We start from the raw sequence: 24,083 nt of genomic DNA, 5'->3' as shown, positions 1-24,083 counted from the left end.
CCTTCTTCGCACTTGCACGATCATGGCGTAACGTGACGATATCGTACACACTCTGTATATTAAGTCGCACATATATTAAGACTGTGAATCCCGCCAGCGCTGGTTTTGCCTGATTTTTGACTCATTCCCCTGCTCAGTAGCCTGATAGAAGGTTTGGTCTGCTATCGCATCGGGCAAATATTGCTGCTTCACATAATGATTCGGATAATTATGTGGATATTGGTAGCCTACATGACCGAGCTTTTCCGAGCCTTTGTAGTGTGCGTCACGCAAATGGAGTGGCACCTCAGCCGATTTGATATCGTCCATAGCCAACATGGCCCGTGAAATCGCCGTATATACAGCATTCGATTTGGGGCTTTCCACAGCGAACAAAATAGCCTGTGCAATGTTCAGCTTGGCCTCGGGCCAGCCGTTATTGCGATAGGCTTCAAGCGCACTCACCGCTTGCACCATTGCCTGCGGGTTCGCCAGACCAATGTCCTCGCTGCTTGCCGCGATGAGGCGGCGGATAAAGGTCATCGGGTCCATACCGAGTTTTTCTACGGCGTACAGGAACCAGAACAGCGCGGCATCGCTGGAGCCGCGAATGCTTTTGTGGAAGGCCGACAACACATCATACTGCGTGGATTCATCTGCTTTGACAATCGGGCGGCGAATGGATTCCTCAGCGACTTCCAGTGTCACGTGAATCGTGCCGTCTGCCAGCGGAGGCGTTGTGAGCGCCGCCAGTTCCAGCGCGTTTAAAGCGCGGCGGATATCGCCGTTCGCCATGGAAGCGATGTGAGCCAGTGCAGCTTCATCGACCTGGAGCTGCATGTAGCCAAGCCCTTTGTCCGCATCGCTTAAGGCGCGGCGCATAGCAGCCAGCGAATGTTCCTGCGTTAGCGCTTCAAGCTGGAACAACGTAGAACGGCTCATTAAAGCGCCGTTGACGTAGTGAAAGGGATTTTCAGTCGTGGCGCCAATAAACACGATCGTGCCCTTTTCCACCGCAGGCAGCAGTGCATCCTGACGTGAACTGTTAAAACGATGTACCTCATCGAGAAACAGAATGGTTTTTTTGCCATACATCGATTTATTCGTCTGTGCAAGATCAATGACTTCTCTTACGTCTTTCACAGATGCTTCTACAGCATTCAGACGTACAAAATCGCCTTGCGTGTGTTGCGAGATGATATGTGCCAGCGTTGTTTTGCCGCATCCCGGTGGTCCGTACAACAAAATTGAAGAAACCTGATCTGCCTCTATGGCTCTTCGCAGCAGCTTACCTGGACCCACAACATGCTCCTGTCCAATATATTCATCCAGTGAAGTCGGACGCAAGCGATCCGCAAGCAACCGATTGCTTGGCGTTGACTCTTGGGAATATGAAAATAAGTCCATTTCTTTCACTTCCTTATGATTATGAACGAACACTTTCTTTTATCTTTGAAAACATACTATATTAGGCTCGCTCATACGGTTGAAAAACATGAAAATTCAAGTCATCTATAATTCTGATACGGTGTAAACCGACTCTTATTCTACCATATCCGTTAACAAGTTGCAGATAGCATGGTCATGGCACAGCTGTAGGTCTTCAAGTCAGTCGCCCATAAAAAAGAAAGAACAGCCTTAGACGAAAGATGATTTCGTGGCTGTTCTTCGACTGACATGATTTCATAATTTCCATCACTAAGATAAACAGTAAACAAAAAGGAATACAACAACTCAGGCGGTACTTTACAACGCTTTTTCTGTTTACTTCGTCTGTGCCTGTACGTAACTAGGAAGTGAGCCATCATGCAATAGCCACAACTCATGCAGCGCACGGGTACATCCTACATACAGCAGCTTGGCATCCCATGCCCGTTCTCCATAATGCTCATGGTCGGCATCCGCCACAATAACTGCATCGAACTCCAGACCTTTGGATAGGTATACAGGCAGTACTGACAAACCGCCTTCATATTGCTTTTTACCACCGTCAATCAAATTCACATCCATCCCCGCACTTGTGAAAACCTCATGCAGTTCCACAGCCTCTTTTAAGGTACGTGTCAGCACAGATACAGTACGATACTCCCTGGAGGACAGCTCTTTTAGAGCGGTGAGCAAACTCTGCTCACGCACCGATGAGTCGTAAGATATAGTGCGCACCGGATCGCCACTACGAAATACTGGAACTGCCGTAATACCGCCGCGAACTCCCTGCTCCAAAATCGTGTTTGCAAATTCTATAATTTCCAAGGTTGATCTATAGCTCCGCGTAAGCGCAAAATACCCGGTATGTTCCGGTGCAAAAAGAGAACTCATTTCCTCCCATGCATGTACGCCACGGTATTCATGAATGCCCTGCGATAAATCGCCCAGTATAGTAAAGGAATGTCCTTTGACGAACAAATCCAGCAATGCGATATGAAAAGGTGAAAAATCCTGCGCTTCATCAATGACCACATGGTCAAAACGTTGAGATGATTCTACCTCATGAATCAGCACGTGGAGATACACTAACGCAGTCAGATCTTCTTCACGGATAATCTGTTTTCGCAGATCCGACTGTGTAGCCTTAAAAATAGCAGTCGGCAGAGAAGCCTTCATCTCTGCAGCCGTATCTGCGGGTAACCCTTTAGCTGCTTGAAAAAGCTGCTTGTAGAGCGTCAGTGCGTCGTATTGTGGCCATTTTTTAGCATATGCCTTTTCCCGTGCCCCTGCCTTTTTTTTGCGTTCCTTGAGTGCTGCCGCCGAAGGCGACTTTTTCAGCTCCATTTCAATCCAGCGGTGCACTCTTGCCAGCACACGCTCCTTCCGCTTCGCGAGCGGATAAGGCTTATACTCCTCATTAAACCAATTCAAAATCTCAGCTCGCGGCAGCATCGCTCCATCCCATGGTGAAAAATCCTCCTCGGGAACGGAAATGGGCTCCAGTCGTTCAACAAAAGCTTGAAGTAACTCCATAAAGTGAACTGAACCCTTGAATCTTCCCGGCGCCTCATCCATGGATTCCTCTCTCAGACTGCCACTCTCAAACCAATAAGATAATGTTTCGGCAGGATCAGCCAAAGGTAAATCCAAACCCAACAAGTCCAGCGCCCAGTCTGCAAATGTACTTTGCTGAATATCTCCGACCCCCAGCTCAGGAAGTACATCTGAAATATAGTCGAGAAACATATGGTTTGGTGCGAAAATGACCATTTTGTCCGCTGATACCTGATCCTTGTATTGATACAGTAAAAATGCGAGACGATGCAGCGCTACCGTCGTCTTGCCACTACCCGCTACCCCCTGAATAACGAGGGCAGTATTTTTAGCCGCGCGGATGATCTGATCCTGCTCCGCCTGAATGGTAGATACGATATCCCGTAAACGGTTATCCTTGTTTTCACCCAAACGATAAACGAGAAACTCATCGGAAACGGCCGGCTCGTCGCTTTCACGATTATACGTATCGGCTACCCGTTCCAGAATTCTTTTCCGAATGACAACGTTGCGCTTCAGATAGACCAAACCCTCAATAGTTCCCTCAGGAGCTTCATAGGACGCGGTTTCTTCACCACCTGTAAATGAATAAAATAAGCTGGCAATCGGTGCACGCCAATCAATCACCAGCGGATACGCTGACGTTTCTTCACGCTCTACTCCAATTTTACCGATATAAAGCGGCTTCCGCTGCCCTCTGCCACGCTCGTCAAAATCCATACGCCCAAAATAAGGCTCCTGCGAGCTTTTAGCCAAAGCCTGACGTTTTTCCTCCCGTGCAGATTCCAGCACTTGCTCTGTAAAATCATGCCCAGTGTATACTGGCGTATTGCGAAGCCGTTCCAATCTCCGATCAATTTCCTCCATAGCAAGCGACAGCCTGTGCTGTTCTTCTTGATAGGCACTTTGAAACTCATTCTCCATTTCAGTTACCTCCTAAGAATATCAAGTCTCGATTTCTGCATCATCCACTTGCTCCGACACAAAAAAAGGAAAGTAAGCGTAACACATTTAACCATAAAAATCCAACCTTATTTCTAATCCCCCTATTTCCCTACTCTTTCACAAAAGTATGGAGCTTTTCGGCACCAGCGAAGCGGGTGATTTGAATCCGAAGAAGCGGAGCGATCGGAGGATCAAGTCACACGCGAAGCGGCCTCTAATACTCCATACTTCTCTCCCCCATCTCCACAAACTGCTTTTGAGCCAGCTCACGGTACACCTGATGGGACTCTAATAACTCTGTATGAGTTCCTGCACCGGTCACCTTGCCCTTGTCCAACACGATAATCTGGTCGGAGTGAACCACCGTAGACAAACGATGAGCAATGACAATCGTCGTGCGTCCTTCCATCAAGTTCGCTAGGGCCTTCTGTACCTCATGCTCAGATGAGCTATCCAGACTAGATGTAGCCTCATCCAGCATGAGGATGTCAGGGCTACGAAGAAGCGCACGCGCAATAGCGATCCGTTGACGCTGGCCTCCGGACAGCTTCATTCCCCGTTCTCCCACCTCAGTGTTGTAGCCTTGAGGTAGATCCATAATAAATGTATCCGCATACGCCATCGTAGCTGCTCGTCTCACTTCTTCCAAGTCAGCTTCGCGCCCCAAGCCATATGTAATGTTATCTCTGACCGTTCCGGTCATCATTGAGCTTTCCTGCGATACATAACCAATTTTGGAGCGCCAAGAGGAAAGTGTATATGACGATATCGGTTCGTCTCCATAACGAATTTCCCCTGTATCTGGCACATAAAAGCGCTCTAGCAATGAAAATAAGGTGGATTTCCCACTCCCGCTCGGACCCACGAATGCTGTCGTCCGGTTAGCCGGAATGACCAAGTTTGCATTATGAAGAACCTCTTCACCTTCGGTATAGGAAAAGACAACATCACGAAGTATAATATCTCTGCTCTCTTTTGCCGCTTCCTGCTTCAACTCGAGCGGTTCCTCTTCATGATCTAAAATCGTCTGAATCCGTTCAGTAGCCCCAACCACCTTTTGCAGACGTGAATACAGAGTCGTGAATTGTGCCATCGGTGTGATCACCTGAAATAGCAGCAAAATAAATGCCACCAAATCCCCCGCGGTCAGCACACCCGATGCAACGCGAACACCACCAACCCCCAATATAATGACCAGTACTGCAGTCAACAAGAAGGTAGAAATTGGACCTACAAGGGCCAGGATACGTGACTCTTGCAAACCGAAGCGGAACATCCGGTAAATACGATCCTCACCAGCCTGAGCCTCTCTGCTTTCGGTTCCGTAGGCCTTCACCAGTCTGATTTCGCCGATAACCTGACTTAACACTGAGGTCAGATCTGCCATCTCATCCTGCTGTTTTTTGGAGATGCGGTACATTTTTCTGCCTACCGGAAATAAAATTAGAGCTGTTAGCGGAACAATAGCCATAATAATGAGCGTCATCACCCAATCCAGATAAAATAACAATGCAATACCACCAATAATTGCAATCACATTAGAAATCAAATTGACTAGATACTCCGTAATTAAGTTCATAATCAGGCTTGTATCATTAGTGACGCGACTCATCGTATCTCCTGACCGATTTCTATCAAAGTAAGGTATAGGTAGAGATAAGATTTTATGCCATAAGCGTTTGCGCAAATTAGCCACAATCTTATGCCCAGCATAGTTCAACATATAGATAGAAACTGCCGAAGCCACCGCTTGAATCACAAAAGCGCCAAGCAGACCAACAATGACCATACGGTTTAGTGAAGAAAAGGTCAAGCCATCAATCAACCCTTTAGTCATCATGGGTACGATTAAACCAGCCATGGTCTGAATCAGGGTCAGAATCAGGGCGATGATCAGAATGGCTTTGGGCGGATGCGCACTCGCAATCAATTTGATAAACCGCCCCATGCCAGCCTTATCCGGTCTTTTACCCGGCTTTTCCTTCATCCGGTCCTCCTGCTCTTCTTGGTGTATATGATGTTCTTTTTCCATATACCATCAACCTCGCTTCCTGTCTGACCATTCTTGTTCAAACAACAACACCCGCGCTCTGCGCGGGTATGAACAGTACAATCTATCTTCGAGTTTACTACACCAGAGAATGAAGCACAAAATTTGCCACAAACAGTACAGATATGATATATAATGCGATAGGTACTTCCTTGCCCCGTCCTGCTGCCAGCTTGGCTACGGGGTATGCAATAAAACCAAATGCCATTCCGTCTACGATACTATAAGTAAAGGGCATCATCACCATGATCAGAAATGCAGGAAACGCTTCAGTAAAATCACTGAAATCCATCTCTCGCACATTTTGCACCATTAGCCCCCCAATGATGATCAACACGGGTGCAATGGCACTATCAGGAATATAAGCCAACAGTGGAATAAAGAAAAACGTCGCCCCGAATAAAATAGCAGTTACCAGCGGTGTCATTCCCGAGCGTCCCCCTGCTGCAATACCAGCCGTCGATTCCGCAGCGGCTACCGCCGGACTGCTGCCCAAAATACCGGCAAAGATATTGGTTACAGCCAACACACGCAAGCTGTTTTTAAATAAATCCGGTCTACCAATCATGTTGGTTTGTGCAGTAATCATACCAATATTCTCGAATAGCACAATGAGTAGGAGCAAAAAGACAGCGATCCAGAAAGCTACCGAGACAATGCCTGAAAAGGAAAGCTCTCCAAACAATTGCCCATACTGTCGCACCGTTTCAGAGGTTCGTACCGTGCTTGTAGGCTCTACAGCTCCCAGTATATAAGCAAGCCCAGTTCCCGCCAAAATACTAATTAGTAAACCTCCCTGAACGTTACGCACAAACAATACAATAGCGAGCAGCAACGTTACACAAGCCGTAATTACCTTGGGATCATTAAAATGGCCAATAGCCACAAAAGTCGTCTGATGAGCAATCACGATGCCGCTTTTTTGCAAACCGATAAAGGTTAAAAACAAACCAATGCCTACCGTAATTCCGTGCTGCAAATTATGGGGAATCGCTTGGCTAATCAGCTTGTACAATGATGTAAAGGCCACAATGGCGAATATCACCCCTGTGACGGCAACTACCATCAACGCTTCCTGCCAGCTCAGCTTCATGGAATGTACCAGCGTATAAGTGAAAAAGGCATTAATTCCCATCCCTGGTACAACGACCATTGGAGATTTCCCACCAAAAGCCATCAGTAGACAGCCGATCATCGATGTCAGCAGTGTCCCGAGCATCGCCCCTTGGAGGGGAATCCCGGCATCTGACAAAATAGTCGCATTAACCATAACAATGTATACCACGGAAAAATAAGAAATGGCCCCAGCGGCTAATTCCTTTTTCCAATGATGCTCGGGCTTGTAACCGAGACTTCTGGACCATAGTCCATCCTTCATACCAAAACCCTCCAGCAAGTTGTTCAATCTGTTTACAGTAAGCTGCACTTTTTCAAAACAAAAAAGAGCTGTAGCAACTGTGACACAAAGGATGTGATGCACAGAACTACAGGTCTTAAAGTGAATACATACTGCTGTAAATCTAACGAATGCACTGCCATGCTATTTTTACAACTTACACACCAGCGTGTTCTAATAAATCCTTCACGGCTACACTAACCATGATCAGTCCTGCTACCGGAGGTACAAATGCATTGCTTGCAGGCGGCTGCTTCGCTTTCCGGATTTCAGGTGCGTTGGCAGGTACAATTTTTTTTGTAATTTCTTCACGTGGCTTCTTTGGTTCCTCATCGGAGAATACAACCTTGACGCCTTTGGTAATGCCTTCCTTACGCAACTTGGTGCGGATGACACGGGCAATCGGGTCCATTCTGGTTTGGGAAATATCCGCTACTTGAAAACGACTTGGATCCATTTTATTCGCAGCGCCCATACTGGAGATCAGCGGAATCCCCCGTTTCAGGCATTCCTTAATCAAATGAATTTTGTAAATAATCGTATCTGAAGCATCCAGCACATAATCCAGTTCGTACTTAAATAACTCCTCATACGTTTCTTCCGTATAAAACATGTTCAGTGCAATCGCTTCACATTCAGGATTAATCAGCTTCACACGCTCTACCATCAGATCCGCCTTTTTTTGACCTACCGTCGTTGTCAACGCATGTATTTGGCGATTAATATTGGTGATATCTACAACATCTTTATCAATCAAAATGATACGTCCAACACCTGTGCGCGCCAGTGCTTCCACTGCAATCGAACCGACACCGCCGATACCCAGCACGGCCACCGTGCTATTTTTCATAACCTCAAGACCTTCAGTTCCGATAGCCAGTTCCGTTCGTGAAAATTGATGCAACAATATGGTATATCCTCCCTCACTGATTTAAACTCTATACTTGAACTCCAGCATACAAACCACGAACCCATTATCCATAAAAGGGTAACGGGTTCACGGCATTCTATAATCTATCCACAAGCCACTCGGTGCACTTGCAAAGACAAACGTTCATCTTAAGCTTTAGGAGTAACAGGTTTCGGGGCAAGACGGATGTGAAGCTGTTCCAATTGAGCTTGATCCACTTCGCTTGGCGCATCCATAAGCAGGTCTGTCGCGCTAGCTGTTTTCGGGAATGCAATGGTTTCACGCAGGTTTGTACGACCTGCAAGCAGCATCACAAGACGGTCAAAACCGAAGGCAATACCACCATGTGGAGGCGTACCATATTCAAATGCATCCAGCAGGTAACCGAATTTATCCTTCACTTCCTCAGGCGGCAGGTTGAGCGCTTTGAACATTTTCTCCTGAACTTCACGCTTGAAAATACGCATCGAGCCACCACCCACTTCGTAGCCGTTCAGCACGATATCGTAGGCCTGAGCACGAACTTGACCTGGATCTGTGTCCAAGAGGGCCAGGTCTTCTTCCTTCGGACGAGTGAACGGATGGTGCTCCGCTACATAACGTTTTTGTTCTTCATCATAGCCCAGAAGCGGGAAGTCTACGACCCAGGCAAATTTGAATTTGTTATCGTCGATGAGGCCCAAATGACGGCCAATTTTCAGACGAAGTGCGCCCAATACATCAGCAACTACTTTTTTATTATCCGCAGAGAAGAGTAACAGATCGCCTTCTTCAGCTCCCGTACGCTCTTTCAAGGCTTCGATTTCTTCCGGTGTGAAGAATTTAACGATAGGCCCCTTGAATTCGCCTTCTTTCACTTGGATCCAAGCCAAGCCCTTTGCTCCATAACGTGCTGCAAAAGGACCCAGGTCATCAATGTCCTTACGGCTCCACGTGCCACATCCTTTGGCATTGAGAACTTTAACTTCCCCGCCCTTTTCAATTACTGAAGCAAATACTTTCACACCACTGGTTGCCACGATATCATTGACATTAATCAACTCCAGACCAAAACGCAGGTCAGGCTTGTCTGATCCGTATTTATCCATTGCTTCTGCATGTGTAATTCGTTGGAACGGTGTTTCCAGTTCTACTCCAACGGTTTCTTTGAACAATTTCACCATAAGACGCTCCATCATAGGCAGCAAATCATCCTGTTGCATGAAGGAGGTCTCAATGTCGACCTGCGTAAATTCAGGCTGACGGTCAGCACGCAAATCTTCATCACGGAAACAACGTGCAATTTGGTAGTAGCGCTCCACGCCACCAACCATCAGCAATTGCTTGTACAGTTGTGGAGATTGCGGCAAGGCGAAAAACTCACCTTCATGTACCCGGCTAGGTACCAGATAATCACGGGCGCCCTCTGGGGAACTTTTTGTCAAAATCGGTGTTTCCACCTCAATGAAATCCTCACCGTCCAGGAAATCACGGAATACTTTTGCTGCTTTGGAACGCAGCTTCAAGGTCTGATGCATTTCCGGACGACGCAAGTCCAGATAACGGTATTTCAAACGCAGTGACTCGTCTACTTCCACGCCATCTTCAATGAAGAACGGAGGTGTTTTGGATGCATTCAATACTTCGATTTCAGTGACACGCACTTCAATTTCACCTGTAGGCAGGTTCGGGTTAATCGTTTCTGCATCCCGTTTGACAATGGTACCAGTAACCTCAAGCACATACTCACTACGAACACGGTCCGCAATTTGCAGTGCGTCACCGGAATATGCCGGATTAAATACGATTTGTACAATTCCGCTACGGTCACGCAGGTCTATAAAAAGTACGCCCCCCAAATCACGACGGGTTTGTACCCAACCGTTCAATGTAACTGTTTCTCCGATATGCGCATGAGTCAATGCGCCGCATTGATGACTCCTTTTCATAATACACACTCCTGTTTATATTTAGTAGTTAATGCTATATGACAGCCAGAGGGAGACTCCCCCTGACTGATGTTACACATCTTCTTTATCCTAGTTCTTCCACCAGCTGATCCAGCTTAACAGTGCGCTGCACGCCCGTTTCCATGTTTTTCAGTGCAATTTCACCTTGAACCAGCTCATCTTCACCCAGAATCGCAGTATACCTTGCTTTAAAGCGATCGGCTGATTTCATCTGCGCCTTCATTTTACGACCCAGATAATCTCGTTCTGCGGAAAATCCAGCTTGACGCAATTTGAATAGTTGTTTGGTTACTTCCGTTTCTGCCGCCTCACCCAACGCCACCATATAGATATCTAACGGCTTGGATTCGTTCAGTTTGACACCTTGATGCTCCAAAATCAGCTGGATTCGCTCCAGTCCAATGCCAAAACCAATCCCTGGCTGATCCGGTCCGCCCAGATCTCCAACCAATCCGTTGTAGCGGCCGCCTCCACCGATCGTGTCTATGGCACCAATTCCTTCAGCTTTGAATTCGAACGCTGTCAACGTATAATAATCCAACCCCCGTACCAAACGCGGGTTAACTGTATATTCCACACCCATGGCATCCAAATTTTGCTTCACTTTCTCAAAATGTATGCGAGATTCCTCGTCCAAGCTATCCAAAATCGAAGGTGCACCTCCAAATTTGTCCTGGTCATCTTTGCTATCCAGCACTCGCAGCGGATTACGCTCAATGCGTGCTTGGCTCTCCTTGGTCAACGTATCCTTAATTGGCATCAAGAAGTCCACCAGATGCTGCCGATAAGCTGCGCGACTGGCTGCATTACCGACGGAGTTAATCTCCACCTGTACTCCTTTCAGACCCAGTTCACGGCAGAATTGATACCCGAAAGCAATAACTTCTGCATCCAGTGCCGGATCGACCGCCCCAAATGCCTCAATTCCAAATTGGTGAAACTGGCGCTGACGCCCAGCCTGTGGACGCTCATAACGGAACATCGGACCGATATAATACAGCTTAGTTACATCCGGCTCCCCGTATAGTTTGTTCTCCACATAGGAGCGGACAACCCCTGCTGTTCCTTCCGGACGCAAAGTCATGCTGCGCTTCCCTTTATCCTCAAAAGTATACATTTCCTTTTCCACTACATCCGTCGTTTCACCCACACCTCGAACGAACAAATTCGTTTGTTCGAACATTGGTGTACGAATCTCTCGATAATTAAAGCGGCGGCTAATCTCACGGGCTTTTTCCTCGACCACTTGCCATTTTTCTACACTGCCCGGCAGCAAATCCTGTGTTCCCGTCGGTTTTTGAAAGGCCATTAACGTATCCCCCCATCGTTGTATTTCATATTGTGCTCTTTCTTCTTGCTCCACTTTCAATATAAAACAAAAAATCCCTCGTCCTGTTAACATTAACAGGGACGAGGGATTGTCGTTTACAAATCACCCGTGGTACCACCCACATTCCGGAGTTTGTCCAGACAACCAGCATAAAATCACTCATTGCCCGTCAGCAATATACTGACTCCGCTCATACGTATAACGCCCGTAACGCGCAGTACGGCTATTATGCAGGACCATCCACTGTCGGCACAATTACAATGTACTTTCAGTAGGGTTTCCTCAATTGTTCGCCGCCTGTTCTCGGGGAGGTCATTCATCCGTTCATCAAGGGAATTTTTACAGCCTGGAAATTCCTCTCTGCGCTTGTGGGTTCGGAGTACTTGGTCCCGTCATCAAATCATTTTTCATTATTTTATGATTTTAATGAACCGCTTCGACAAAGTCAAGACATTCTATAGCTTCTCTGCAACTTTCTATCATTGTCACAAATGGACACGAAGAATTTCAACAAATACAAAAAAAAGCAGTCCTAGGCTTTAAAGCCCAGGTCTGCTTTTTTTGTTTATTATTTTATTATCTAACTATACTTCTGTTTGCTCAGTGAAATTCCAGCAATTCTCAAGTCTATTTTCACGTTTTGCAACCATGGGACGCGTTCTAAGTAGAGGGTGCGATGATGTTGCTGCGGTTGTAGCAACATTGAACATAGATCCTTCAGTTGCTGGGTGGGCCGTCTCATGTGGAACCCAGTAACGTTCTTTGGTAAAAGGATATGTCGGTAGATGAAGGCGATGCGGCTTATCCTCACCATATAACCTGCTCCAATCAACATGTAAGCCTCCTACCCACAATCGAGCTATACCTTCCATATCAGCTGAACCGATGTATGTCTCCAATAAAAAATCCAAATCGTCTGAATCATGAGTCCATGCTCTCTCTGACACTGTCTCTTCTCCCTGAATAAATTGCTCCATCTTATGAAGCAGCTCATCCACAGAAGAAGCAACAAAAGAAACTCGCACAGACATAGACTCCCGCCCAACTTGTAGCGTGTAGGCCAGTTCCCTAAGTCTTTCATAGCTTGCTCCCCGCTCTGATGAGCTATGAATCTTAAGAAATTGGAGCAGATTATGCACGATCTGCTTAAGGTTTTCCTCTTTCTTGGCTGAAAGTGGAATAATAACCAATGTTTCCGTGCCTGAAAGTGAGCTTGTTCCCTTCGTTTCCGATGGTACATATTCTTCCAGAATAAGATGAGTATTACTTCCACTTGCCCCGAATGAGCTTATACCAGCCCGTCTAGGTAAAGAAGAGCATGCTCCGTTCATTTCGATTTCTGGTGCTACCCATGCTTCATATTGTTGCTGAATTTGAAAAAATGAATTTTTAAAATCAATATAGGGGTTGATTTCCTTGGCATGCAATGAAGGAAATAGCTCCTTATATTTAAATTGAAGCAGAATCTTAGTTAGTCCTGCAATGCCCGAAGCAGCTTCTAAATGCCCGATATTCGATTTAATAGACCCTATCACACACTGTTGTTTGTTAAGCCCGCACTCACTAAAAGCCAATTCAAGGCCACGCATTTCTATCGGATCCCCTAATGAGGTCCCTGTGCCATGGGCTTCCACATAACCAATAGTTTGAGGATCAACCCCTGATTTCTTAATAGCGTTTGAAATGACTTCCGATTGGGCTACAGGATCTGGTACCGTAGCTCCCGAAGTTTTCCCAGCATGATTTACTGCAGAACCTTTAATGATTCCGTAGATGGAATAACCTTGCTTTTTTGCCTCGGCTAGACTGGTTAAAAGAATTGCTCCAACCCCTTCACCGGGAACGTATCCGTCTCCATCCTTGCCGAAGCTTCGGCATCTGCCGTCAGTCGAGAGAAACTGAGCTTGCTTCAAAAAAAGGTATTTGTGGGGATGAGTAACTAGGTTAACACCACCTGCAACAGCATAGTCACATTCTCCCTGTCTAATGCTCTCACATGCCAAGTGAATAGCAGTAAGAGAAGAAGAACACATTGAGTCTACAGCCATGGATGGCCCATGAAAATTCAGACAATACGAAACCATATTAGCTATTGATGAAGCTGCAATCCCAAATGCTAATGGCGTTCCACGCTGCGTCATCTCCGCACTAAACAGTTCATAGTTATTCCAAAATACCCCTGCAAATACCCCCACACTCTGATCACTGGTGGAGGGATATTGATGATGACTTTTATCAAGCGAGAACCCCGCGTCTTCACAAGCTTCCCAAGCTGTCTGCAAAAACATTCTTGCCTGGGGGTCCATCATTTCCGCTTGCGCAGCTGATATATTAAAAAATAACGGATCAAACTCATCGATTCTGCCCAGGAAGCCGCCGTGATTATAGATCTCTCTAACATCATAAGACAGTTTATTGTCCCGCCAACGCTCGGTAGGAACATTGGAAATACAATCCTTTCCCTCTTTTAAATTAAGATATAATTGCTCTATGTTATCTGCCATAGGATATTTCCCAGATAGCCCCACAATAGCAATGTCGTCATGTTGACTTCGCTTTTTCTTAACACTTGATTCAGCTTCCTCTTCCTGATCCGCGTTCATTTCCGTTAACCTAATAGAGATACCTGGATTTATCGTTATATTAGATTTCATCTGCTCCTTGATTGCTTGAACATTGCCATAGAGAACCACTGTATGAGTGCTCCCATTTGCCAATACAGCATCCAGTATATGAAGCCCATTGGACGTAGGCAGTGCTTCGCTTCCTCCCGCTTTATACAGCAAATCCTGCATATCTTCACTGATCCGCATGCCGCCTTCAGACCACAATGGCCAATTCACCGTTATCGTTTGTCCACAGCGCTCTCCCCGTTCTACTCGACCCTGTCGTTCCCATGCAAATGCATCCATCCATCCATTTGCACTTGCATAATCGGCCTGTCCTAAATTTCCAGTAATAGCTGAAGCAGATGAAAAAATGACGAAGTATTCCAGCGCATCATGTTTTGTTGCCTGATCCAGATTCCAGATACCACTGACTTTGGGTCGAAACACCTCATGTGCATCATGCATTTGTTTATTGATAATAAACTGATCTTTTACGACACCGGCAGCATGAACCACTCCCGTTACAAAACCCCAATGATCACGAATATTTGTCATTATCTTTTCTATAGCAGCCAGATCACCAACATCAGCCTGATAATACCGGACTTCTGCTCCCATTTGAACTAATGAGCGCATTTGCCTATTCTGTGGCTCAGTTAATCCGGATCTTCCAATCAATGCTATCTTAGCCTTACATCTAGCTAAATGATTGGCAACATGAAATCCTAATCCACCAAAACCACCAGTAATTACATATACACCTTGCTCTTTAAAGGGAGAAGCCATTTCCTGAAACTTTTTTTCATACAGTTTATTAACAAAACGTTCAGTAGAATCGGTTGGATACAAAACTGTCCGGGCACCATCTTCGAGATGATGGGCTTCCTGTATTAAAATATCCCTAATTTCCGCTGCCTGCCTTGTAGCCATATGTCTAATCATAATAATTTGACCATGAACTTTGTGATTTTCTAAAGAAGCTGTTTTCAGTAAACCCTCCAATGCATATACAGCTTTATGGTCTTTATCCACATCAGCAACAAGCTGAATCAGGATTTCGGAACTTCCTGATTTCTTAATGTGCGTCTGAATAAGATGAAAAACTTGTTCAAAACAATCCTCAAATTGCTGGATGGACTGTGTACTAACAGAATTAAGGTCTAATATTTTCCATGCATCGTTACTTTGCCGTTCGAACCAGGATAACAGCTTTTTGCTTCCCTTATACATGAGCGTGATATGGAGATATTCAGGATACTGCACTTGGGTTGCCGGTATCGATTCATGGCTCCAGAAACGTTCAAAGAGTAATGCTTGAGGCAAACTAGACTGTGGATCGACAGCAACTTGCGATCCCTGGTCTGTATGCTCCTCCTTTTCCTCTATGAACGCAGTTCCGCTATGTTCAAATAAAAATTCAGTTAATGCTGTAATGTTAGGGTACTCAAACAAAAGTGTAGGGTATAATGCTCCGCTCACTTTCTCCTCTAAAACCTTTACCAGCTTCAACAATTCAATGGAATCCAATCCAAGCTCATAAAACCCTTGTTGTATTCCAATCTCACTGGCAGATACATGAAGAACCCTTGAAATTTCCTCTTGCAAATAACGTTCAATAGCAGTTTTAAGAGTACGTTCGTTCTGTACTGTGGGCGTATCATAATTGTCTTCGCTCCCCACATTTTCATTGAACGCTTGAGCATGATTTTCAAGTAAATATCCAGTCAGGCTGTCGATTGTGGAAAACTCAAATAGCAAAGTGGGATACATTATCGTGTCTACTCTTTCCTCCAATACTTTAACCAATCGGAGCAGTTCGATAGAATCCAATCCTAATTCGTAAAATCCTGCACACACTTCTATCGTATCTGCATCTACCTTGAGTACCTTGGCAATCTCTTGCCGCAGGAAATTCTCAATAGCGATTTTAGTAGTTAAAGAAGAGTATTCACTTTCTTCTATTCCCACATATTTATCTTTCGAAACAGGTTTTATTTGTTGAACAGATTGCGCTTTATCCTTCTCCTCAGGCAGAGAAACTACAGGTTCCATCAGTTTTTGAATCAGTTGGGCGTCTCGGATACGTTTAACTGAAAAATTGCGAAATTCAACAGCCACCTCACCTGTCTCACTATATACAGTGATATCTCGGGATATGAGATCTGGATTGATCAGTAGACCGTCTACAACTTCTCGTTCCTCTGTATACGTATAGATGGTGCTCGGAAGCCTTTGATAAATACAAAATCGTTCTATTGAAATAGGCATATAGGGCGAACCGTCCTGGTTCACCCAATGTTGCGTTCCATTTTTGGAAAAAGACATTCCTGCCATCGATGCCCCATCCAACAATGCAGCATGCGCATAAAAATAATCGGCATCATTTTTCGCTAGCTCACTTAGCTGGAGCTTCATTACTTCCTGATTGCCCCGTTGATAGACGTTTCCCAGTGTTTTCATAAACGTGAAATGCCGAATTTTACATCTGCGGGCCAATTCATACATCTCCTCCATGTCCCACTGCTCTGTGGCATCATCCGCGAAGGCGGCAATATCGGGGCATGGTTCTATGAAAATATGCTCTATTCTATACATCAAACAATTCATATTAATAACCTCAGATGTATCCACAGCTTCCTCATTCTTTACTTTTATACTGGTCACTTTCACCTCCCAATATCGTTCCTTTGGAATGAAAGCAACTAGAATCTGCTGGTCAAAATACTCGGATGTGATGATAGGCTGCATGAACAGGACATGACGTAATTCGATGGCCTGGGTTCCTAAATAGCAATCTGCCAGTCTATAGATCATATCCAGTAAAGCCACCCCGGGCAACGTGCGTATTTCATGCACTTGATGATCCCGTACAATTAAATTGTTATGAGTTAGCCGCTGTGCATAGGTTTTGGGAGTTGTTCCTTTACTCATTGCAGTTTCCCCTCCCTATAAATCTCAATGGGTTCAAAAAATCCCTGCTTCCATTCTTCCGCTTTCCGCGTGACCGGTTTTATGGACTCCGGAATATCCATTGGCTCTGGCCAATAGCGTCGGCGGTTAAAGCGAATCCCTTCATCATCTGAACTCAATACAGCCTGAAGTGCATGTGGAACACCTTCATTACTTACGATGATATGAGCATTATTCCCTCCAAGCCCAAATGAACTGATACCTGCACGTAAAATTCCCGCTATACCTGTCCACTTCGAATGGCGCTTTACAATATAAAACGGAGAGTCATCAAAATTAAACCGTGGGTTGGGATTGCTGCAATGCAGTGTTGCTGGCAGCTCTCCACTACTCATGGACAGTAAAACCTTGATGAAACTTGCTATCCCTGCTGCACTAATCAGGTGTCCAATATTACTTTTAACACTACCAATTCCGCAAAACTGTTTGTTACCTGTAAACTTTGAGAACACAGTTGTCAATGCTTTTAGTTCAATAGGATCACCGATAAGGGTACCCGTTCCATGGGCTTCCACATAGCTAATAGTCTCAGGATGAATATGGGCATCTGCAATCGCTTTTTCAATAAGTTCCTTCTGGGCCTCCGGGTTTGGAGTAGTGATACCCATGGTATTTCCATCATTATTGAGCGCTGATCCGTCAATGACACCATAGATTTTATTGTTATCCTTGATGGCTTGTTGCAGGCGCTTTAGAACGACTACGCCACATCCTTCGCCCACACCAATACCATTAGCATCGGCACTGAATGCCTTGGAGCGCCCTTCAGGAGATATGATATTAGCGGCTCCCAGAAGTTGGTATATGGTCCCATCCAATATAATGTCCACCCCTCCAGCCAGTGCAATCTCACTCTCACCGTTCAATACGCTTTTGGCCGCCACATGTATTGCGGTTAATGAGCTGGAACAAGCCGTATCTACTATCATATTAGGGCCTTTCAGATTATAGACATGAGCCAAATGGGCAGCAATAAAATTTTGACCAACACCGATAATGGTATCTTTATCGTTTTCTTTCAGCTTTTGATAATATTTATTGGTTCTCGCGCCCACAAATACACCCACTTGCTTATTCCATAAAGCTTCTTTCGTATATCCGGCATCTGCAATCGCACCCGCGCCACACTCCAGAATTTTACGCTGTAACGGATCAATTTGTATGGCAAGGGATGGAGGGATGTTAAAATAATCAGGATCAAAATCCTCAATTTGATCCATAAACCCACCCACACTCTCAATTGCTTTTCCGGCAAACGTTTGTCTAATATGCCCCACCCGTGAGATGGGGGCTTCACGTATACTATCCATACCATTCTTTAGATTAAGCCAAAATTCATATTTATTATGAGCATCCGGAAATTGACAATCAATTCCTATTACAGCTATTTTATCATTTTTATATAAATCGTTTTCTTCCCTGTCTAGGAACGCTATATTCTCTTCTAATAAGGGAGAAACGGGCTTCTGTTCACATTCTGTATTTGTTACTCCCTGTGCTTGACTTTCTATGTTAAAAAAAGTCTCAAGTATATCCGTGTGGTTCTCAGTTAGATAGGCTGTCAAACTTTTCATGGTTGGATACTCCAAAATTACGGACGGATCAAGTGAGACTTCCTTTAATTCATAGTCCATTCTGGTGATGACCTGAGCCAGCAAAATCGAATCCATTCCATATTGTTGAAATGGAGTATCCGGTTTGAATTCGGCTTTGTCAATTCTCAATTCTTTGGCAAAAAGTGAAACCAACCATGATTGTGTCTTTTCCGTAAGATCAATTTTATCCAGATATCCACTTCCTAGATTTTGCATGGGAGCCTGTACTGGCCCTCTCTCCTCTTTCACGAACTCTGTTACCGAGAGTCTCCGCTTCATTAACTGAGTAGGGTCCCATATAACCGGATTTACCCATGCAGGAAGAATGACTCGATAGCGGGAATCTGCCAGAAGGCTGTCCAACATATTCAATCCTTCTTCGTTGGACATACTGAGCAAACCTGCTTGTTTGTATGGTTTACTGGTGACCTCCCCCATCCCCACTTCCCTCCAGCTAGGCCACTGGATACTCATTATCGAACAAGGTCCTGTAACCGACTCAGCAAAATAATCCATATATGCATTGGCCATTGCGTAGTCGCTGATCCCTGCGCCAAGTGCTGGAATAATGGCAGACACTGAAGAAAATAGCACTAAGAAGCGCAGAGGCTCATTTCTGAAACTTTGATACATGACATTTAGACCCAGCACTTTGGGATTCAATACTTGTCCAATCACCTGTGGAGATTTTCTTATAAACGCCAGATTTTCCAAATCAGCCAGACCCGCACAATGAATGACGCCACCAATAGGACCCATAAAACGCTTGACGGTTTCCACCGTAATTCGCATGGCCTCCACGTCTGATAATTCAACCGATAGGACAAATACCTCTACTCCAAGGCGTTCGATACTTTGAATTGCCCGTATCTTTGCAGCAGTTGCGCTATCCACAGCCTCAAGTGAATTCCATTGCTCCTTCGGCGGCAGTGGTTCCCTACCCGATAGCATCAGCTTCTTTACACCATAATGCTGTACAAAGTGACGCGCACAGAGTAGGCCTAGTCCTTTCGTTCCCCCTGTCACCCATAAAACATGATTTTCGGGGAATTTCCGTTCATGAACTGGATTGTGCTGTACATTGACTTCATTCAAAAACGCGCAATATCTCTGTCCATCGCGGTAAGACACTTCAGTATCCTCATTGTTGTCCATGTATTCGCAGGCAATTTGCTCTGCAAACAATCTATCAGCCATTCCAGATTGTCCATCCATATGACGTGAGCAGATATAGCTGTACTCGCTTTGCAGCATACGATACAAACCAACGTTCAAAGCTCCTGATAAATTGATTTTTTCATTCTTATAAGATTCCAAGTCTTTTGTAACACAAAGCAACATCAAATTGTTTCTATTCCCATACTCAATAAGCTTTTGCAGCCAGGAAATGTATTCAACTTCCGGCTCCTGAGCATAACCGCACCCAATCAGGTCAATACAGCCCGTATACTTATTCCACATGTGATCCTGCATCAACAGATCATCTTTAATTTCATCTCTACCTAATATTCGCACATCTGAAAAATAAGAAGCCAGACAGGCTGCAAGCTCTCCTGTATCATGAGTGGACAAGATTGCAACTGTACCAACGATATCACTTTTTCCGACAAGCGGACTTGCTGCCCATTGCTTCGTTGTATAAGACAATTTTCGAGTTTCTGATCTGTGATGATCGTCTATACTAGCTTTTCGCGAGTCTGGAGCAATGGTGGCCGCATCTGAGATAGTTTGTTTTTGGGGTACCCAAAATTTTTCCTTGCCAAAAGGATAGGTGGGCAATGAAACTCTAGAATATCCCCCATTTGCAAATAATTGATGGTAATTAAGCCCGTATCCTTGCACATACAATTCAGCTATAGTAGACAAATTTCTAGCGAAAAGAGTTTTATCATTTTCATTTATACATTTCGTAATACATTCATTTCCATGCTGTTTTAATTCCAGATCATCCCTATTCTCAGATCCATTCAGAGCGGAAACATACATATTCGCAGTTCTTCCCGTTTCCAGCCAGTTATCCAGTATATTAGCAAGCTCGCTCGTATGACTTACAATGCATGCCAGCCGATAATCAAGGTGTTTACGGCCCAGTAACAAGGTGTAACTCATATTACCTAAATCCGGCTCTTCCACCTTCTTGCAATAAGCGCTCAACTGATGGGCCTGCTGCTGCAACTGTTCTTCTGTTCGTGCAGACAGAACGATTAAATAACTGGAGACAGGTGCATAATGCCGATTCATTTCAGGAGCTTCTTCAATCACCATATGAGCATTGGTACCGCTGAATCCAAAAGAGCTTATGGCCGCGCAACGTTTTGTATTCCAAGGAACAGACCATTCCTTGAAACTTGTATTTACATAGAAGGGGCTATCGTCCATTTTAATATTCATGTTTCCATGTTGATAATGGAGGGAAGGAACCATTTGCCGATGCTGTAAAGAAAGTAATATTTTCAGCACTCCAGCTATACCAGAAGCATATTGGGTATGACCAAGATTCGATTTAATGGTACCTAACGCACAATAGCTCTTCTTATTGGTGTATCTAGTAAATGCCCGATTCAAGGCCTTATATTCTATAGGATCACCTAACTGTGTGCCTGTCCCATGCGCTTCAACCATTTGTATATTTTCTGGATGAATCCCAAAACGATCGAATACAGTTTGTTCCAAACGTTCCTGAGATTTCGCGCTTGGTGCCGTAATCCCATTAGTAAAACCATCCTGATTGACCGCAGTACCTTTAATGACACCGTATATGTGGTCACCATCGGCAATGGCCTCCTCTAAACGCTTCAGAACAACTACACCTGCTCCTTCGCCTGGCACAAATCCATCTGCTCTATCATCAAAAGCATGGCACCGTCCAGTTGGGGACAACATATTGGCACGATTAGAATACACATAAAAATTGGGAGTTGTCTGAATAAATATGCCGCCCGCCAAGGCCATGTCTATTTCTCTCGTCCAGAGCCCCTGACAGGCCATATGAATCGCTACCAGTGAACTGGAACAAGCCGTATCTACTGCAATCGCTGGTCCATGCAAATCTAGGTAGTAGGAGATTCTGGCAGGGAGAATAGAACTAGCGTTTCCCCAAAAAGCTTGGGCTGGAGGGTTATCGTCGAGCCATTCTGCATAATCGGAAGGACCACAACCTACATAAACGCCACAGTCCTTACCTTGTATCCCCGAACCCGCATATCCAGCATCCTCCAAGGCTTTCCAAGACTCTTCCAGAAAAATACGTTGCTGCGGGTCCATGTATGCAGCTTCCAGTCCTGTAATATTAAAAAATCTGGGATCAAATCGGTCAATATCTTCTATAAAACTACCATAGTTACAATACTCTTTCCCTTGATCGTAATACTGGGATAAATCCCACCGGGATACCTCCTGGATTAAGTCATTTCCATGAACCAAGTGATCCCACAATTCCTCAACCGATGCCGACTGGGCAAAGCGCCCGCTTATACCAATAATGGCGATATCATCTTTTTTATCTTGTATTGGAATTCCTTCAGAAGTCTTTTTATTTAAAATAGAGTCATTTCTGGCAAGTGGACGGGCATTGTCGGTTGCTTTTGTTGTTTTTTCGTTGGCAGATATTCCTTTTCGAGACAAGCCGTCAGTTTGAAACCGGTTGGTCCATGTCCGTGCAACTACATCCTGATGCTGCGACAAAATATAGGAGGACAATTGACGAATGGAACTATAATCAAATAAATCAGTAGTTTCCAATTCAATGCCAAGCGTATGGTTAATCGCTTGAATAAATTGGACTCCCGTAATAGAGTCAATACCGTAATCAGAAAAGGACTCCTCAGAATCTATCATATTAACTTCGACTTTAAGAGTAATGGACAAATGTTGAAGCAAAGTTTCTTTTACAAAATACTGCACATTCTGTTTTGAAGAAGGCGATATCCGAGAAGGGACTGCTGGTGGAAACACTTCCTTATACTGTGACAAGATGTATGCTGTAAGCAAATTAACCGAGCTGTAATCAAACAGATCAGTGCTTTCAAGTTCGATGTGCAATATGCGATTAATGCTCTGCACCAATTGTGTTCCCGTAATAGAATCGACACCGAAATCGGAGAACGAATCATCATGGTCAATTAGGTGAGCCATTACCTTTAAAGATTCTGATAATGTATGGACAATGCATTCTTTCACATATGTTTCGATGTCCATTCCATTCGATTTAAGATTGGTCTGTGTTGGGGCACCAGATGATGGTTGACTTGAAACCGACGTTCTTCCCCTGTCCCGCTTCGTACCTCGAGTGACCTGAACTATACCATCACTTTGCGCACTAATAATCTGCTGCCCAAGCTGGGTTTCTTCCGCTGCCAAAAAGCCAACATGGTGATACCCTTCGATTTCCAATAGTTTTTTCCACTGAGTTGGATATAAGCCTGGACATCCCTGAATACGTACGGCAGGATCTTCATACATCCACCATCCCTCCAACAAACCGAAGGTCAGATGAGTAAAGATGGATTTGTCTGAAATTTCATTTAAGAGAATCAGACCGTTATTAGAGATCAAGCTCTTAGCGTTGCGTAGGGTTCGCCGGATATTCCGGGTAGCATGCAATACGTTAGCCGCAATGACAATGTCATATTTCCCTACCTCAATCCCTTGCTCGGTTACGGCTTCTTCAATATTTAAAACCTCGAATTTCAGAAAAGGATTCTGTTCTCCATAAACTCGTTCCCCATGCTTTAGAAAAGCTTTGGAAATGTCTGTGTAACAATATTCCTCAACATATTGTTGGAATGGCTTTAGTTTATCGAGAACTATTGATGTTGTTCCTCCTGTTCCCGCACCAATTTCCAGAATACGTATTTTTGTTTCTCTATGTTGCTTTAGCCTATGTTCCAAGAAAGCAGTTACCTGATCCGAGAGCATTTCATTAAAATAATCAGCAACCTTGTTATGCTTGTAAATACCTTCGACAAGGTGCATGGAACCTTTGGGAAACATAATATCAGTTGCGGGAACTTTTCCGGTTAAGATTTCTGGTAGTGCTTTTAACGTAGCTTCAACCAGTAGAACCTGGGCTCTCAAATTAGCATCTTTAGTCCAATGCTGTTTGCTTTGTTCCCATTTCCCCCAAACTTCATGAATATCGGATACGGTAGAGACAACGGCCGGATTACGTGTAAAGATATCCAAACTTTCTTTCATCCATAATCTATATATCTCCTTTAATCCATAGCTTGCCCACAAACGATCATCTTCTGGATTTGCGTTCAGCAGCCCCATAGTACGCAACTGAGCTTGTAATATCTGAATTAAAAGTCTATCTACGGCTTTTATTTGTTCTCTGTAAATGTCGAATTGCTCACCATTCTTCATG

General features: G+C 44.7%; 9 protein-coding genes. All 9 read right to left on the bottom strand.

Annotation, left to right across the window (positions count from 1 at the left end):
• Positions 1 to 75: 75 nt before the first annotated feature.
• The 9 genes from ACEN8J_RS03610 to ACEN8J_RS03570 all read right to left on the bottom strand — a co-directional run bounded on the left by ACEN8J_RS03610 (position 76) and on the right by ACEN8J_RS03570 (position 24,082).
• Positions 76 to 1,386 carry a replication-associated recombination protein A gene (locus ACEN8J_RS03610; protein ID WP_029515734.1) on the bottom strand — a complete coding sequence of 437 codons (1,311 nt, stop codon included), beginning with the start codon at positions 1,384 to 1,386 and terminating at the stop codon, positions 76 to 78.
• Positions 1,387 to 1,743: 357 nt separating this feature from the next.
• Positions 1,744 to 3,885, bottom strand: coding sequence for a HelD family protein (locus tag ACEN8J_RS03605; protein ID WP_318627539.1), 2,142 nt, complete (start codon positions 3,883 to 3,885; stop codon positions 1,744 to 1,746).
• A 235-nt stretch (positions 3,886 to 4,120) separates the two neighbouring features.
• Positions 4,121 to 5,938 (bottom strand): ABC transporter ATP-binding protein, encoded by a 1,818-nt coding sequence (locus ACEN8J_RS03600; RefSeq protein ID WP_029515736.1) that lies wholly within the window; start codon positions 5,936 to 5,938, stop codon positions 4,121 to 4,123.
• 97 nt (positions 5,939 to 6,035) lie between these two features.
• Positions 6,036 to 7,334 (bottom strand): NCS2 family permease, encoded by a 1,299-nt coding sequence (locus tag ACEN8J_RS03595; protein ID WP_029515737.1) that lies wholly within the window; start codon positions 7,332 to 7,334, stop codon positions 6,036 to 6,038.
• A 175-nt stretch (positions 7,335 to 7,509) separates the two neighbouring features.
• Positions 7,510 to 8,259 carry a tRNA threonylcarbamoyladenosine dehydratase gene (locus tag ACEN8J_RS03590; protein WP_029515738.1) on the bottom strand — a complete coding sequence of 250 codons (750 nt, stop codon included), beginning with the start codon at positions 8,257 to 8,259 and terminating at the stop codon, positions 7,510 to 7,512.
• Between the two features lie 152 nt (positions 8,260 to 8,411).
• On the bottom strand, positions 8,412 to 10,190 hold the full coding sequence (aspS, locus tag ACEN8J_RS03585) for an aspartate--tRNA ligase (RefSeq protein WP_029515739.1): 1,779 nt from the start codon (positions 10,188 to 10,190) through the stop codon (positions 8,412 to 8,414).
• An 85-nt stretch (positions 10,191 to 10,275) separates the two neighbouring features.
• A complete protein-coding gene (gene hisS / locus ACEN8J_RS03580; protein ID WP_029515740.1) occupies positions 10,276 to 11,520 on the bottom strand; it encodes a histidine--tRNA ligase in 1,245 nt (414 codons plus the stop codon).
• Between the two features lie 605 nt (positions 11,521 to 12,125).
• Positions 12,126 to 17,081: a type I polyketide synthase gene (locus tag ACEN8J_RS03575; RefSeq protein ID WP_342434390.1), complete on the bottom strand. Its 4,956-nt coding sequence runs from the start codon at positions 17,079 to 17,081 to the stop codon at positions 12,126 to 12,128.
• Complete coding sequence (locus ACEN8J_RS03570) at positions 17,078 to 24,082, bottom strand: beta-ketoacyl synthase N-terminal-like domain-containing protein (protein ID WP_495594239.1); 7,005 nt, start codon at positions 24,080 to 24,082, stop codon at positions 17,078 to 17,080. The genes ACEN8J_RS03575 and ACEN8J_RS03570 overlap by 4 nt, the downstream gene beginning before the upstream one ends.
• Between the last annotated feature and the right edge of the window lies 1 nt (position 24,083).

Source organism: Paenibacillus sp. Paensp38 (genome assembly GCF_059491915.1).
Note: the sequence above shows the minus strand (reverse complement) of the source record. Positions and strands in the feature narration are given on the sequence as shown.